Origin of the sequence: Paraburkholderia phytofirmans OLGA172 (assembly GCF_001634365.1) — a bacterium.
In the GTDB taxonomy this organism is placed as follows: Bacteria; Pseudomonadota; Gammaproteobacteria; order Burkholderiales; family Burkholderiaceae; genus Paraburkholderia.
In genome coordinates, this window is the sequence record NZ_CP014578.1 from 1,106,422 (window position 1) to 1,121,589 (window position 15,168).

Consider the following 15,168-nt stretch of genomic DNA (forward strand, 5'->3'; position numbering starts at 1 on the left):
AGAAAGGGGCCGATTGGCCCCTTTTCGTTGGATCGCGTTTCTGCGTGGGACTCAGCGTGCAGCGTCATCCGCGACAGCGATCGCCGTGCCGGCCATGCCGGATACCCGCTTGATGCTGTCCTGGATCACGTTGCCGGAATGGATCATCGAGGCCATTACGGATTGCATCGCGCCAAACGCGCTATCCGGGCTGAGCGGCGCGGTCTGGCCGAAGCCCGAACCAAACTGCGCCACGCTGGCGCCGAACTCTTCGCGCAGCGATTCGCCGGCCTTGGTCAACGCCGCAGTGAATTGCGCGTCGATTTCTTTGACGTGCTGCGCATACGACAAGGTGCGTTGAACCAGTTGCTGCTGCACATCGGCCACGCCGGCGAACGGCGCGGTGTTGAACTGGCCGGCCGCCAAGGCATTCTTGCTTTCGGTGACCGTCGCCTTCAGGGCCGCGAGATTGAGTTCGCCGAGTTTTTGCAGGCACGCCAGTCCATCGAGTTGCAAGGTGGTGAAGATGTTCAAGGTGCGTTGGCCAAAGGCGGCGCTATGTTCGATCGCGGGGCTGTGCATGGTGATCTCCAAAGTGACCTGGTGCAGGCGCCCAAAGGATTTCGGAGGCCAGGTCTCGCACGAGACGGCAGGTCGACGCGGCGCAGTGATTTTGCTGCGCTGCAACATGAGTCACTTTATACCTTTGCGGCAGGAAGTACAGCGTTTTCGCCAAGATGATTTGTCAGTTGAATGGTGCTCAGTGCGTGCCTGACGCACGCGGATGGGCGAGAAAGAAGCGCAGCATCTCGGCCGCGGCATCGGGGCCGGCTGGGTCCGTGTACGAACCGCGCTGATTGCCGCCAGCCCATGCGTGCCCCGCGCCACGAATCAACCAGTACTCCGCTTCGACGCCATTCGCCGTGACCAGCCGCTGCACCGTGCAAGCGCGCTGGCCACTCGCCGCACCTGTTGCATGCGATGGCGGGCTGACTGTCGTGACGCCGGCGTCGAAGCCTGCTACGAGCGCTGTGGCGTTCGAGGGATGCACCGTCGTGTCCGCATCGCCATGAAACACAATGAGCGGGCGTTGTGGCTCGACACGTGAGCGGTTGCGATGTGTACGGCCGCCCTTCATTGCGGCGAGCGCCGTGGGCAGGTCCTTCGCGCATCCGTAGGCGAGGCCGGAATGGACACAGGCTGCCGCGTACAGGTCGGGCGAGGTCTTCAGCATGACATCCGCCATTGCACCGCCCGCCGACAGGCCCGCCACGTACACGCGCGCCGGATCGACGCGATAGCGCGCGATCACCTCACGCGTGATGCCCGCTATCAACGACGGCTCGCCCTGGTCGCGCTGCTGGTCGGCAGGTTTGAACCAGTTCCAGCATTTCGAATGATTGGCTGCTTGCGACTGATTCGGATACACGACGATGAAGCCATGACGTTCGGCCATTTCGTTCATGCGCGTGCCAGCCGCGAAGTCGTCGGCGTTTTGCGTGCAGCCGTGCAGCATCACGATCAGCGGCAACGGTTCGCTGCGGTAGACGGCGGGGACGTAGAGCTTATATTGGCGTTGGCCCGCGCTGTTGCTGAAGGTGTGAGTGCTGAAGGTGCCGGGTGTGTCGGCGTCGAAAGTGCGCTCGGTAGTGGCGTGCGGGGTGGTGGCGGCGTGTGGTTGCGCCTGACTTTGTGCTTGAGTTTGCGCCTGCGTCCACGCTTGCGCCCATTCATTGACGCTTTGCGGCGTGCGCGGGGTTTGCGCATTGCCTGCTTTAGTCGTGCCGCCCGCAAGCGCACGCTGTACTGCAGCGGTCGCTTCCTTCGGCCCCTTCGTGCGCAGCAGGTCGAAGGCTTCTTTCATCGACTTCAAAAAATCTTCATTCATTTTCATGATCGTAGGTGACTACGTTGACTTGCATTGGGCGTGGCTAGGTCAGGCGACTAGCTTCACAGGCTCGGCCACGTGGCCGACACGTGTTCAACCATAGGATCGGCCATGCCGGGCGCGGCTACCTGATGCGGCCGGCGAGCGCCGCCTTGACCGCGGGCGACGCGTGAAACGCGCCAAGCACCACGACCGATGCGATCGTGGCCGCCGCGAGTTCCGGCGGCACATCGGCTGCAATGCTGGCAAGACCGAGCACATGAATGTCCAGTCGTTCGTTCGCGGCTTGAGCGGCTTCGAGGTCCTGCCTCGAGAAGTGTTGCAAGCCGAGCACCATCGCGCGCCGGGTCACCGTTTCCGTGACGACTTGGGCGTGTACGGCGAGCTGGTTGCGGATCGCTGTACGGATCAGGTCGGTGCGGTTCGAGTAAAAACCTTCTTCGACGAGTAAGTCGATCTGGCCCAGGTCGATTGGGCCGAGGTTGATGGTGATTTTTTCGGTCTCGCCGCCTTTGGGGCGGGAGGTGTCGATGAGTTTGAGATTGGTCATTTTTGTCCCGTTTGGCACCAGAGCAGCATCCATATGCCATCCATATAACATCCAATTGGATGGTTATACGCTCTTGGTTTGAATGACGTCAATGGGGAAATTGAGGGCCGGTAGATGTTCCTGGGGCGGTGGCCGTGCTGACGACAATGCCTACGGCTCTTCCGACGACGATTGCCGTTTTGGCAAACAGAGCGCAATGTCCCGTTGGAAATGGGCACGCCAGCGACCCACCAAAAAAGAAAGTGAGAGCGGGGCTCTCTGAGAGCATCGATGCGCAATGCCGCGAGCGCGTACTACATATACGCCGTTGATTATTTTGCGTGCGAGGACTATCGATATTCATCGATCTCGATGGTGCCGCCGATTGCTTCTATCATCGCCCGAACGTCGTCGGGTACGTCGGGCACTCGGTTGCCGGTCTCGTTGTCCCAGTAACACCAAAACCGCACTTTCACGCATTTACGCTCTATCAGCTCACGAAGCCCCGGCCGCGACAGATTCAGCCGTTCGATGAGATAACGCAGATGGGGCTCGAGTTGATCGCTACGAACAAATGATTTGCTCCCAACGCCCCACAATCCAACTCGGCCCGGCGCGCGGCTTGGACGCCCGGAAGGTGTCGTGAAGTGCTCGCCCTTGGTAATGGCAGTGTCGGGCTTAACGCCAAAATAGTCCGTCCAGAACGCGGGCGTTACTGAGTCGCCCGTTACATGAAATGTCGCGTGTGCGCGTTGATGGTCATTCATCGATGGTCCTGTCAGTTCGCCCAATCGTGGAAATTGGCGATGAAATCTCCATTGAAGTAGACGTCGCCGTTGTCGTGCCAGATGACGTTGTCCGCCGGTCCAAGGCCATTATCGGGCTTGAAATTGTGCAGCATGTCGCCGAACGTATTTTGGTCGTATCCAAGCATCTTCGCAGCAAACTTCGGGTTGTTCGTCGAGGCGGGCAGTTCTTCAACGTCGCCCCTTACCGCATCCGGGATGTACTTAAACGGCTGCGTATCGCCTTGCGGCGTGAGATCGTTCGCGGTGTCGGTCAATGACGACACGGCCCCGTTTGCATAGCGGGCTGCAGCCGCATTTACCTCGTCCACCATGTCGTCATAGCGGTCCATGTAGACCGTCGCAGCCTCGTATGACATGCCCAGCCCCGTCATTAACTCCTCACGGAAGCTGGGAAGCCGTTTGGGCTTAGGCGCTGGATCGTTCCACGCGCCCCCTGTCCGCGATTGCTCGGCAATGAGAACGACACTTTCACCGCGAATCATGGACTGCAAGGTCTGTATGACCTCAAGGTCAGCGCCGCTCTCTGCCAGCCGTTGGTGCCAGTGGAAGTTCGTCCCGAGGAACGAGCGGACGCGCAGCACAAGTGCGGCGTCCTGAGCCCATACATCGGCGTATGCACGTCGCGCGAACTTCTTGCCTTCTTCAACCGCCAGTTTTTTCTCGGTAGTGGGAAAGATGCGCCCACTCCCGTAGGAATCCTTGCTGTACATCATCCACCGTTGCAGCGAATCCTTTTTCAGTTCAGTGCCGCCCATTGCCAGGTCCTGTCCCTTGTGACGGTGTAAACCTAGCAGATCGTCTGGGGAAATTGTTTACGAGATACGCTGACTATGGTAAGTAGTTCAAAAGAAACGAAAAAAAAGACCGTTTGCGGATCGACTTTGTCATGCCAGTTTCTTCTGGCTGTCCGTTTGTGTTGTGGAGTGCGCCGGCATGTTATTTCGGACACGACTGCAATGCGGCAGGGGCTCGATTACTTCTGTATCGAAATCGGCGGCGCTCTGCCGCAGCGAATACGCAATCTATTCGTTGCCGGCTTCACCGGGGCGGTGATTGGTTTCCGCATACACGCACGCGCCCAGCGACAGGAGATCCGATGAGCGTATGCGACAGCGAAAATATGTGAGGACAAGCGTTCGCGCTGGAGTTCTGTCGCGTCGGCCTGATCGGTTCCGGTGAAGCGCCTGGGCTCTTCGGCCTGTAAGGCATGGCTGGCATCAACAAGCTGCAACAGGCCGGCGCGAAGTTTGCCAACAGTCCCATGCTGTGGGCGTATCAGGAGCTGCTCGAACCGAAAGCGCTTGCGCCCGGCTATATCTCGGCGGCGGGGGGCGAACGAAAATGGGTAGCCAGAGCGCTTTGCGGGAACTCGAAATCCGTGAAAGGCTTTCCAGATAAGACGAAGGCAAGCTACATCAGCGCTATATCGTACTGTTCAGTTTTAGACACTGTGATCCCAGTACGATAAGGGTTATAGAACCAGCCGCTTAAGAGGGGCATCCGCCTTGGATCCCATACCAGCGATCCCCAACCCACGCAGGCAATCGTCGCCATATTCTCGTCCTTCAGTCAGGTATTCGTGAAGGTGATTTTACGAGCGCACCGCAAATCTATAAGTAGTTCTTCTTTATTCTCTTTCGTTCGTTCTGGTCCGCCGCGCGCTGGTCGTGACACGACCATTGGGTCATCGCAAACGAGGAGATGGTTATGACGGCGGTATCTAACAGCGGTCTGGAGCGACAACCCTACCGGTTGCCCGAAGTGGGATTTGTGCGAGCGAAGCATTTGATGGTCGACGTGCTTTCGATTGGGCGGACGACGCTCTACGCATGGATAAAAGCAGGCGTCTTCCCTGCGCCGGTCCCGCTCGGTCCAAAGGCTGTCGGCTGGCGTGTCGAGGACGTCCGTGCGTGGCTCGCATCAAGGGAACCTGCATAAAGGCTACTGTCAGCGCAGCGCTGAACTCTTTGGCGCGTGTGCACCAAGCCCTGTCGAAGACGCAGCGGGGCTTTTTTGCCGCCTTACGCCTTTGCCGTCGTTCGGTTCGAGCGGCAGGAGCCGCTCAATGGTCGACAGATGAGGTCGCATCTGGAATCGACTTCCAGATGCGACACACAAAAGGAGTGGAGTCATCCAGTAAACACGGTGGCGATCGTCGCGCCGTTGCACATTACCGGCAGGCGGATGTCTCTTTTGACGCCGAGCCTCTGCAGTTCGTTGATGATGCGCGAGATTGATACGTCGGGCGCATCCACATCTACCCATGCGCCGTGCTCGTCATTGTTCAACTCAATCTGCATCTTGGTGCGCAGGTTCGCGCCCACGTAGTCACCCAACTGCACGAGCCGTGTTTCGAGGCGGGTCACGCGCTGAAGGACTTCCTTCAGCGATTTCTGGTCTTCACTCGTAACGATCTCCTAGTGGTCATCCCGTATTGAGGACAGGACGGCATGAACCCTCTTGTCCGCGTGTCACTGCAGGTGAGCCGAGGCGACCGTATAGCGGCTTCTCCAGTCGTCAGACTCACCCATATTTAATCAAAAGCACAGAATACTCTCAATAAAAAATATCTTTAATAATCAATAACGTAGATATTTTTTTGGACATTTGTGTACGGCGTGATTGGCGCTTTCCGGCTCGAGCGGCGAGGAATAGCGCGCTGCGCCCGTCTTGCGCCCGGACGTATTGCGTCGATTCTGCATCGGCCTTCTCTACCGGCGATCCGGGCGGATTGAGCAACAGATTTAAGATCTGTTCGCGGTCGCAGCCCTTCGGCTCATGACGGGTAGCTATCAGGCACAACTCGGCCAGGAGCGGTCCTTCGCAGTTGGTTGGCGAACGTCTGCTGACGAGCGACCAGTCGCCATTTGGCGACGCGAATGAAACGATGGTTTGCTACATGCCAATCCGTCGTCCAGAGGCTGCACTGCGGGGCGTTACGATTACTATAAATAACATAGACCCGAAGTGTCCCATACAGATGAATCTTGACGGTCAATGGGAAGCGCGGAGTCGTCGGCATTGCCAGCAATCCTGTGCGAAGGAAGGACAATGAAACGAGTTGGCGCATGCTCGAAACTCGGAGCGGTTGTATCGATCTGCTGCGCCATTGGCTTCGCGCAAGGCTGATGTACTGTATATCCATCTCAGCACTGCAGATCAACGGTAGAAGTCTGGCAAACCGACGAAGCTGTCCCGTTTCCCGAGCTATGGCAAGGTGCCAAATGCCAGCGTGCGTTTTCCTGCACCCAAAAAACAAGGACGTCACAGGTGGTTTCTTCGGTCTGTATGCATGCGGTGACCTGCTTGTTTCTTCACTCCCGCCATCATTGCGGAGATCGGTGCAATATGAAACAGACGTCTGTTTGATTTCGCGCGATCTAAGGAAGTCTTTTCCAGGAAGGGAGAAGACAGAGGCTCGGGTCCGATTCTACGGGCGTCCATCTGTATGAGGCGAGGATGTTGCGCGTCGCAGGTAACCGGCGCCAGCAATAGAGGCATCGTAAAAAGTCGGCCTTGCAGAAGTTCGTGAAGCCCCGCCTGGCCAAGCGATGCAGTTTGTTGGAGGGTAATAGAACTCCCAGAACGAATATCGATCTGATAAAGATTCTGGGAGTTTCGGAGTGGTCGCCAATGAGCACGCCTGATTTCTTTCGTAGCCGTCTGGACGCGATGATTGATCTACGTCACCCGCTTGCCGTGTTGGCAACGAAGATGTCATGGGCTTCAATCGAAACGACGCTTGCTCCCCTGTTCGAGCGACGTTCACGCGATGGACGGGTGAGCGAAGCGGTTGACCTGTTTGGCTCGAACTCGCTGGAATTTGCCGGTGGCGTCAGTGCGGCTGGACGTCCGCGCTTGCCTATGCGGCTGATGGTGGGTCTGCTGTACCTGAAGCACGCCTACAACGAGAGTGACGAAACGGTGTGCGAGCGCTGGGCACAGGACGTGTACTTTCAGTTCTTCTGCGGCGAGGAGTATTTCCAGCCGCGTCTGCCGTGCGACCCGACCAACCTGGTGCGTTTTCGGCAGGCGCTGGGCGAAGCCGGTGTCGAGGAGCTGCTCGCGGCGACGATCGCGGCTGCGGTGCAGATGAAGGCGGTGACGCCGGTCGAATTCGAGCGCGTGATTGTCGACACCACGGTGCAGGAGAAGGCGATTGCGTATCCGACCGACAGCCGTCTGCTTGAGGTGGCGCGGGCCAGACTCGTTCAGTTGGCGCAACGCGCAGGGTTGGGGCTGAAGCAAACGTACGAGCGCGAAGGCAAGCGACTGCGTCGCCGCGCGGGCGGCTATGCCCATGCGAAGCAGTTCAGGCGCCTGCGTCGTGTACTCAAGCGTCAGCGCACGGTACTGGGACGGTTGCTGCGCGATATCGAACGCAAGCTGTCTGGAGCTTCAGACGAACGGCAGGCACAACTGCGCGTCTGGCTTGAGCGGGCCTGGCGCATTTGCCACCAACGTCCAAAGGACAGGAACAAACTCTACGCACTGCATGCGCCTGAAGTTGAATGCATTGGGAAAGGAAAGGCACGCCAGCCCTACGAGTTCGGCGTCAAGGTGAGCCTCGCGATCACGGAGAAACAAGGGTTGATCGTCGGTGCGCGGGCGTTCCCCGGCAACCCCTATGACGGCCATACGCTGGCCGAGCAACTCGAACAGAGCTCCATTCTGTTGCAGGACCTGCCCGGTACACCACAGCCGAAGACCGTGTTGGTCGATCTCGGGTTTCGCGGCGTCGACGTGGAGGTATCATCAGTACACCTGATTCATCGCGGCAAACACAGGACACTGACCAGCACGCAGCGACGTTGGCTCAAGCGACGCCAGGCGATTGAACCGATCATCGGCCATGTGAAGCACGACCACGGTATGCGTCGCTGCTGGCTCAAAGGACAAACCGGCGATGCGCTGCATGCCGTGCTGTGCGCCACGGGCTACAACCTGCGCTGGCTGTTGCGCGCGATTGTTCGCCTGGGTCTGGGGCCCATCTTTTTTGTCCTCGCCTGGCTGCATTCGATCGCCGATGTCCTGTCGCATCCGCTGCTTGCGCACCGGGAACGCTTCCGGCGGGCTAACCGTCCCGCTCCGACAAAATACCCGATCGGCGTCGTGCGTCAAGCAAACTGAATTTTGCAGGGCCGACTAAAAAGTCATTCCGTATACATTTTACATATTGGTTTGCATTACTATAAGTTTAGATGAGAGCTAAGACTCGCCGTGAGAGGAAGGGCTTGAAAAAGCCTTTATATAGGGGGATAAAAATGAAAGTGCGTCTGAAGCAGGCTTGCCTTCTTGCAGTGTTACCCGCTTTGTCGGCGTGCGATACGTTTGACAGGGAGTACGTCAGATCAGACCGGCGTTCTTGACCCAAGACGCTCGGCGCTCCCAGGCGAGCAAAGCGCATTCACGCCGACCTTTTCGCCTGCTTTGATGCGGAGCCGGATTTTCACTCACGGAAAAGCTTGTTTCATGAGAGTATTTACGTGCAGAACGATAACTGTTAATCGATTCTCGACAACCACGCTTCCGGTCCAGGCAGTCATTCGACCGTTCGCTGGAGCAGTCGCAATGATTGTTCAATTCGTCTCAGCGAAAACAATGGGGAGTTGACAGTGAACGAAGACTATTTGGGTAGCCGGTCGCGTCGCCGCTTGCTGCGCGCTGGAGGCGCAGGTGCGCTGGGTGTGATGTCGGGAAGCGCATTGCTCGGCTTGTCGCGGGTTGCGTTCGCCGAGCCGTTGACTGGCGGGGTGCCGGTCGTCGACACCGTATCGGTGCGGGTCGTAACTGATTCATCGTATTCGGGACTGGAGCCGAGTCGTCGCGTCGGCAATGTTGACGTTCAACGGTTTGGCCTGCCACTCACGAAAGATCACGCGCCCCGCCTGACGCTTGAGAACGAATGGGGTCTTTCCTTGCACGTCGAATCCTCGCAAGGCGCGCAGACGCGGCAAATCCTGATTGACTTTGGTTATACGCCGGAGACGCTGAACAATAACATCGGCCTGTTGAAAATTAATCCTGCGCAACTCGACGCGCTACTGCTCACGCACGGCCATTACGATCATTTCGGTGGCATGGTTGGCTTCCTGCAAAACAGCCGCGGCAAGTTGAAAGAACAGTTACCAATCTATCTCGGCGGCGAGGAATGCTTTTGTACACGCGAGAATCGCGGCGGCCAGTTCGGTTCGCTCGACCGGCAGGCAATGCGCGACGCCAATCTGGTCATCACCTTTGCAGAACGACCCGCAGTTGTTGCAGATCACGCATTCACCACGGGCTGGATCGATCAAACCACGTTTGAGAAACCGATCAACCCAAGCATCATGACCGTTGGTTTGCATGACGGTGTCGGTTGTGCGGGCAACAAGCTGCCACCGGAAAAGCAGAACGTCACCTCGATACCCGATGATTTCCAGCATGAGCAGAGCACGGCTTATCTGGTCAAGGATCGGGGGCTTGTGGTGTTGACGTCTTGTGCGCATCGCGGCGTGCTCAATACGGTCAAGACAGCGATGAGAGTGTCGGGCGTCACCAAGGTTCATGCGATCGTTGGCGGCTTTCATCTCGCGCCGCAGCCGACGGAGTATCAGCAAGCCACTGTGAACCAGTTAAAGGAAATCAATCCGGACTATCTGATCCCGATGCACTGCTCAGGCGAATCGTTCTACGCGATGGCGACGCAAGCGATGCCGGGCAAAGTATTGTGGTCTTCGACCGGCACGCGCTTCACATTCGGCGCTTGAACGTTGCCGAACGCACGCGGTATACCGGCGCACATGCCGGCAGTGATGTCGCGTACCGTTAAGCCTTAAAGCCCGTTCCACGATTTATCCATTGAGCTGCGCGCTGACAGACGCGCGGCAATGGTGCGCTGCGTTGCCGCAGCCAGACGCTTCACTTGAGCGGGAACTGCATCTGTTAGCTGGCAGCGCAGGCAAGAAATCATTCGCGAGCGTCTCTTATGGAGATTGGGCCGGACCGAGGCAACTTCCGGGCCAGTGGCTCAGATGGGTCGATCAGAGCCGGTCGTCGTCGGGCTCAGTTCGGCCACAAGCCGCCAGACGGTCAGAGGACCTGAACGGCGGCTCTCGGCCCGAGACCCGCCACTTCCCGATAACCGGATGCGCTTGGTCGCCGGGCTTGCCCTCGTATTCGCTCAACGTCTCGCGCTCCTGTGAACCGATTGCCTATCGGCCGAACCTTGGCTTGCCTTTACCCCTCGGATACGCGACATTTCTGGAATCGCCAGTAGCGAAGCAGAACACCCTGATCCAAGGCGGTTCGCAACCTCTGCATCCAGGAACAATGCGCATCCCACCACTAAAAGCCATCATCGCGTTCGAGAGTGTCGCCCGCACGAAGAGCGTCAATCGGGCGGCTGATGAATTAGGGTTAACGCCATCCGCGGTCAGCCATCAAATTGCCAACCTCGAATCCATCGTGGGAAGGCCCTTGTTCACAAGGCTGGGACGGGGACTGGTGCTGACGCCAACGGGTCAGCAATATCTGGCCGATGTCACCGGATCGCTCGCCGACCTGAGCCGCGCGACGGAGCGCGCATCGAGCCAATCGGGTGTCGAGATTCTTCGCATTCACTCGAGTCCCAGCTTTGGGTTGATGTGGCTGCTGCCGCGGCTGGCTTTGTTCCAGGAAGCGAACGGCGACATTCAGTTGAATCTCGCGTGCTCGTATGAGGATGTGTCGTTCACCTCCGGCTTCTATGACGTCGACGTACGGCATGGCTACGCTCATTGGACCGACGGCGAGATCAAAACGCTACGCAACGAGTTCATCGCGCCTCTTGCATCGGAGGAATACCTGAGAAGACACCCGGTGCGTACCCCCGAGGATCTGCTCGAACGGCGCCTGATCTTCTCGGAGACGCCTCTCGTGCAGTGGAAGCAATGGTTCGGCAAGTTCGGCGTCGCGGTGTCGCCCAAGGCATACGATTTCGCGTTCGACCGCTCGTACATGTCGCTCGAAGCCGCGGCATTGGGACACGGCATTGCGCTCGAAAGCACGATGCTCGCATCGGTCCACCTCAAACGCGGTTCGCTCGTACCGGTCTTCGATCGCACGTATGCGGTCGAGGTCGGAGCCCATCACCTCGTTTACCCTTCCCAGAACGCGGATTTGCCGCGCGTGGCCAAATTTTTGACCTGGGTCGAGCAAGAGATCAGCCGTGACGCCGTATAGCGCCAGGCCGCGCCTGGCGTGACGCCAGCGCCCTACCTTATGCGAAAAAGGGCCGCTTTCTGACGCCTGAGACTTCGCGGTGCAGCGACACCTGAATATTCTTCAGCAATAGTTGAGCCGAACTGCATTGATCGAGATGGTTGAAGCACTGAAACTGCATCTACCAACTAACGTGATCAATGGAGACAAACATGTTGCTCGACAGCAAAGTCGTCATCGTAACCGGTGCAGCCTCGCCGCGTGGCATTGGCCGTGCGACCGCAAAAGCGCTTGCCGCCCAGGGCGCGCGAGTGGTGATTCTGGATCTTCGCAAGGAAGACGCCGAGAGTGCCGCGCGTGACCTCGGCGAAGAACACCTCGGCCTCGCCTGCGATGTGACCGACAAGGCCGCATGCATGGCTGCCGCCAAGGCGGTCATCGAGAAGTACGGTCGTGTCGATGGCCTTATCAACAACGCAGGTATCACCCAGCCTTTGAAGACGATGGACATCGGAGCCGACAACTTCGACGCGGTCATCGACGTGAACCTGCGCGGTACCCTCTACATGTCGCAAGCGGTCATTCCGCAAATGAGAGCGCAAAAGAGCGGCAGCATTGTCTGCATGTCATCCGTTTCCGCACAACGCGGGGGCGGCATCTTCGGCGGTCCTCACTACAGCGCTGCAAAAGCGGGCGTACTCGGCCTTGCTCGTGCCATGGCGCGTGAACTCGGGGCGGACAACATCCGCGTCAACTCGATCACGCCGGGTCTGATCCAGACCGACATCACCGGTGACAAGCTCACGACGGAGATGCGCGCCGACATCATCAAGGGCATTCCGCTCGGCCGGCTCGGCGATGCGGCCGACGTCGCGAACGCCTGCCTGTTCCTCTCGAGCGACCTGTCAGCCTATCTCACCGGTATCACGCTCGACGTCAACGGCGGCATGTTGATCCACTAAGTACGACATCCGTCGCGACTGCGGCGGATGGGTCAATGCACCCGGCGGTAAAACCCGGGGCGATATGGCAGGAGACAATCATGAAAGCGAAGGCCACTGCGCCGTCAATGACGGGCGATGTGACATCGCTCGCCGATCCGGCGAGCTTCGAATCAAAAACGTATGCGAAAGTGGGACGACGCTTGATACCGTTCCTGATGCTGTGCTATCTGGGCGCTTATCTCGATCGTGTCAACGTGGGCTTCGCTAAACTGCAGATGCTCAACGACCTGCGATTCAGCGAAACCGTGTATGGCTTCGGCGCCGGTATTTTCTTCCTCGGTTACTTCCTCTTCGAGGTACCGAGCAATCTCATGTTGCACAAAGTGGGCGCACGAAACTGGCTCGCTCGCATCATGCTGACGTGGGCCGTGATCTCGGCCTGCTTTGTCTTCGTCAAGTCGCCCACAACGTTCTATGTCCTCCGCTTTCTATTGGGCGTGGCCGAGGCTGGGTTCGCGCCAGGCGTCATCCTGTATCTGACTTACTGGTTTCCGTCGGCGCGGCGCGCCAAGGCGCTCTCCCTCTTCTTCATGGCGATTCCACTTGCCGGCATTGTCGGTGGGCCGTTGTCCGGTTACATCCTGCATGCGTTCCAGGGCGTACACGGTCTCGCCGGCTGGAAGTGGCTGTTCATCCTCGAAGCGCTGCCGTCGTTGCTCCTTGGCGTCGCCATCCTGCTCTACCTCGACAACGGTATCGCTGCCGCCAAGTGGCTCACTGATCCGGAGAAGGCGCTTCTCGCACGCAACGTGGCGAACGACAACGCCCACAAGGTCGCCCATGTGTCGATCCGGTCTTTCATCGGCGATCGTCGTTTGTGGTTGATGGCTGCCATCTACTTCTGCGTCGTGCTCGGTCAGTATGGGCTGACGTTCTGGCTGCCGACGATCATCCGCAAGTCCGGCGTGGCCGACCCGCTGTGGGTGGGCGTCTTCACAGCCATCCCGTACCTGTGCGCCATCATTGCGCTGCCGCTGGTGGGCGCAAGCGCTGACCGCCATCGCGAACGTCGTCTGCATCTTGCGATCCCGATGCTCGTATCGGCGGCCGGCTTTGCAACGCTGCCGATGCTGGGCGGAGTCGGTGCGTCGCTGGTGTGTGTCAGCGTGGCCGCCGCCGGCATCCTCGCTTCGTCGTCGCAGTTCTGGTCACTGCCGACCGCGCTTCTCGGCGGCATGTCCGCCGCGGCGGGTATCGCCGCGGTGAACTGTTTCGCCAATCTCGCGGGCTTCTTCTCGCCGGCCATCGTGGGCTGGTTGAACGCATCTCGTTATACAGAAGTGTCGTAGCCGTCGCGCAAGATCTGGATGGTGCTCACAGCATCCATGACTCGCTGCATGCCAATCCACAACGTCTTCGCGCCCGGTTCACCATCGCTCTTGCGCCCGAGGAATCCACCCAGTGACGCGATCATCCGTATCATCTGGTTCAGTGTCGGTGGTTTTTTCGGACGCGCCTTCTTGCAGAGCACGTGAGCACCATGTATCTCGTCAGCCGCGAAGAATAGCGACGCGTTTAGCTCCGGACACGTTCTGCCCACACGCATGAGCCGTGCAATACGCCACGATACGACCATGTACAGCGCAAGTGCCTTCTCTACCCGTTCCATCTGCGAGAGCTGCAGCGCCTCAACCCGGCAGGCGTTCTTCAGGACATTGAAGAACATTTCTATTTCCCATCTCGCGCGGTACCAGTCGATGAGTTCGATGAGCGCATCCGCATCACCCGCTTCGCGGTTGGTCACAAGACGCCAGATGACTGGCTTTACGCCCGCTGGCGCATCCACCTCATACGCCTCGACGCAGGTGAGCGTGACGCTGACGCGACCGGGCAGCGTAATGCGCTGGCTGCGCAGTTCCTGCTTCACTTCACGTGCCTTCTGGCCACTGCGCCCGGGCAGCACGAAACTGATACGGCCGAGCACGTTACCCGCGTGCACCTTGTCCCACAGCTTTTCTTCGTCCTTCAAGGCACGGTTGTGCTGCGAGCGGATCAGCCAGTCCGCCGGTTCACCCAATTCCTGCGCACGCTGCATGAGCGCCGCGATGTCGCCTTCACGATCGGCCACATACACCAGCCGCGCGTCTGGCAGGGCCCGTGCCTGTTCGGCCACGATCTCATAGCTTTCGATCCACCGCGCACTTTCCCTGACTCCGCCACGCCTGCCGTTTGCATCGCGTGACTCGCGCGCCCACATCCAGGCATTCATCACACCCAGCGGCTCCCGATCCGGTGTCACCGCATAAGTCGCGTGAAGATACATGCCCACCTGTGCTTCATAACTGAGTGGGCCGGCCCCTTCGATGTCCTGACCGTTAAAGTTCAGCTCTGTCGTATCGGCAATGCACAGCACCACCGGCAACGCTCCCATGCGCGCCGTGGTGCGATCCCAATGCGGCTGCATCATGTCGCGCCAGTCGATGCGCTCATTGCCTAGAAAGCGATATGCTGCCATCGTCTCGGCCCAGCCTTCGCACGCGCCCGGAATGCTGGCCGTGGGCCGGCTGGCAAACCGTTTGATCAGTTCCTTCGCGCGCCGGTCTCGCCGTGGATCGCCCAAATCCAGAGTCTCAAATTCTTCGTCCACCCATGCTCCCGCGTCGTTTCGGATCTTCATGCTGAAAATCCGAGAGTAAACGCGAAATCCGCATTGTTAACAACCCCCTTCCGGCTACTTTGCTATCCAACATCGTCTCCGGAACTGTCGATTTGTGTATAACGAGATGGGTTGAACGACCTGACCGGTAAGTCGACGGCTGGGCTTATCTTTATCTCCGC

13 protein-coding genes and 1 pseudogene are annotated in these 15,168 nt (G+C 58.7%); 7 read left to right on the forward strand and 7 right to left on the reverse strand.

The features are described from left to right. Positions 1-51: 51 nt before the first annotated feature. The 5 genes from AYM40_RS04685 to AYM40_RS42205 form a co-directional block, all read right to left on the reverse strand. Positions 52-561, reverse strand: coding sequence for a hypothetical protein (locus AYM40_RS04685; RefSeq protein ID WP_063495212.1), 510 nt, complete (start codon positions 559-561; stop codon positions 52-54). 178 nt (positions 562-739) lie between these two features. Beyond that, positions 740-1,873, reverse strand: a complete 1,134-nt coding sequence (locus AYM40_RS04690; RefSeq protein WP_063495213.1) for an alpha/beta hydrolase family esterase — start codon at positions 1,871-1,873, stop codon at positions 740-742. 118 nt (positions 1,874-1,991) lie between these two features. Beyond that, entirely contained in the window at positions 1,992-2,417 is a 426-nt protein-coding gene (locus AYM40_RS04695; RefSeq protein ID WP_063497839.1) for a hypothetical protein, read from the reverse strand. 329 nt (positions 2,418-2,746) lie between these two features. Beyond that, on the reverse strand, positions 2,747-3,163 hold the full coding sequence (locus tag AYM40_RS04700) for a DUF4279 domain-containing protein (RefSeq protein WP_063497840.1): 417 nt from the start codon (positions 3,161-3,163) through the stop codon (positions 2,747-2,749). 11 nt (positions 3,164-3,174) lie between these two features. Next, positions 3,175-3,960, reverse strand: coding sequence for a hypothetical protein (locus tag AYM40_RS42205; RefSeq protein WP_082854943.1), 786 nt, complete (start codon positions 3,958-3,960; stop codon positions 3,175-3,177). A 452-nt stretch (positions 3,961-4,412) separates the two neighbouring features. On the opposite strand from AYM40_RS42205, the gene AYM40_RS04710 reads away from it, so the two are divergent. Then, the gene (locus AYM40_RS04710; RefSeq protein ID WP_063495214.1) at positions 4,413-4,673 is read left to right on the forward strand and encodes a hypothetical protein; all 261 of its coding nucleotides are present in this window, start codon (positions 4,413-4,415) and stop codon (positions 4,671-4,673) included. A gap of 239 nt (positions 4,674-4,912) precedes the next feature. Next, complete coding sequence (locus tag AYM40_RS04715) at positions 4,913-5,143, forward strand: helix-turn-helix transcriptional regulator (RefSeq protein ID WP_082855146.1); 231 nt, start codon at positions 4,913-4,915, stop codon at positions 5,141-5,143. Between the two features lie 191 nt (positions 5,144-5,334). Here the strand turns inward: AYM40_RS04715 and AYM40_RS04720 are convergent, their stop codons facing one another. Beyond that, positions 5,335-5,571 (reverse strand): hypothetical protein, encoded by a 237-nt coding sequence (locus tag AYM40_RS04720; protein ID WP_063495216.1) that lies wholly within the window; start codon positions 5,569-5,571, stop codon positions 5,335-5,337. A gap of 1,267 nt (positions 5,572-6,838) precedes the next feature. Between AYM40_RS04720 and AYM40_RS04725 the strand changes: the two genes are divergently transcribed. The 5 genes and pseudogenes from AYM40_RS04725 to AYM40_RS04745 all read left to right on the forward strand — a co-directional run. Next, entirely contained in the window at positions 6,839-8,335 is a 1,497-nt protein-coding gene (locus tag AYM40_RS04725; RefSeq protein ID WP_063494538.1) for an IS5 family transposase, read from the forward strand. A gap of 485 nt (positions 8,336-8,820) precedes the next feature. Beyond that, on the forward strand, positions 8,821-9,954 hold the full coding sequence (locus AYM40_RS04730) for an MBL fold metallo-hydrolase (RefSeq protein ID WP_063497842.1): 1,134 nt from the start codon (positions 8,821-8,823) through the stop codon (positions 9,952-9,954). Positions 9,955-10,516: 562 nt separating this feature from the next. Then, positions 10,517-11,407 (forward strand): LysR substrate-binding domain-containing protein, encoded by an 891-nt coding sequence (locus AYM40_RS04735; RefSeq protein WP_063495217.1) that lies wholly within the window; start codon positions 10,517-10,519, stop codon positions 11,405-11,407. 191 nt (positions 11,408-11,598) lie between these two features. After that, positions 11,599-12,348, forward strand: a complete 750-nt coding sequence (locus AYM40_RS04740) for an SDR family NAD(P)-dependent oxidoreductase (RefSeq protein ID WP_063495218.1) — start codon at positions 11,599-11,601, stop codon at positions 12,346-12,348. 80 nt (positions 12,349-12,428) lie between these two features. Continuing rightward, positions 12,429-13,652 (forward strand): annotated as a pseudogene (locus AYM40_RS04745) (MFS transporter); the annotation flags it as partial. 8 nt (positions 13,653-13,660) lie between these two features. On the opposite strand, the gene AYM40_RS04750 reads toward AYM40_RS04745, so the two are convergent. Further along, entirely contained in the window at positions 13,661-15,007 is a 1,347-nt protein-coding gene (locus tag AYM40_RS04750) for an IS4 family transposase (protein ID WP_063495219.1), read from the reverse strand. Positions 15,008-15,168: the final 161 nt, after the last annotated feature.

What these genes read in the sequence shown, in the direction of transcription:
- AYM40_RS04685 (WP_063495212.1), bottom strand. Translation starts at nt 561, where the DNA reads ATGCACAGCCCCGCGATCGAACATAGCGCCGCCTTTGGCCAACGCACC.
- AYM40_RS04690 (WP_063495213.1), bottom strand. Translation starts at nt 1,873, where the DNA reads ATGAAAATGAATGAAGATTTTTTGAAGTCGATGAAAGAAGCCTTCGAC.
- AYM40_RS04695 (WP_063497839.1), bottom strand. Translation starts at nt 2,417, where the DNA reads ATGACCAATCTCAAACTCATCGACACCTCCCGCCCCAAAGGCGGCGAG.
- AYM40_RS04700 (WP_063497840.1), bottom strand. Translation starts at nt 3,163, where the DNA reads ATGAATGACCATCAACGCGCACACGCGACATTTCATGTAACGGGCGAC.
- AYM40_RS42205 (WP_082854943.1), bottom strand. Translation starts at nt 3,960, where the DNA reads ATGGGCGGCACTGAACTGAAAAAGGATTCGCTGCAACGGTGGATGATG.
- AYM40_RS04710 (WP_063495214.1), top strand. Translation starts at nt 4,413, where the DNA reads ATGGCTGGCATCAACAAGCTGCAACAGGCCGGCGCGAAGTTTGCCAAC.
- AYM40_RS04715 (WP_082855146.1), top strand. Translation starts at nt 4,913, where the DNA reads ATGACGGCGGTATCTAACAGCGGTCTGGAGCGACAACCCTACCGGTTG.
- AYM40_RS04725 (WP_063494538.1), top strand. Translation starts at nt 6,839, where the DNA reads ATGAGCACGCCTGATTTCTTTCGTAGCCGTCTGGACGCGATGATTGAT.
- AYM40_RS04735 (WP_063495217.1), top strand. Translation starts at nt 10,517, where the DNA reads ATGCGCATCCCACCACTAAAAGCCATCATCGCGTTCGAGAGTGTCGCC.
- AYM40_RS04740 (WP_063495218.1), top strand. Translation starts at nt 11,599, where the DNA reads ATGTTGCTCGACAGCAAAGTCGTCATCGTAACCGGTGCAGCCTCGCCG.
- AYM40_RS04750 (WP_063495219.1), bottom strand. Translation starts at nt 15,007, where the DNA reads ATGAAGATCCGAAACGACGCGGGAGCATGGGTGGACGAAGAATTTGAG.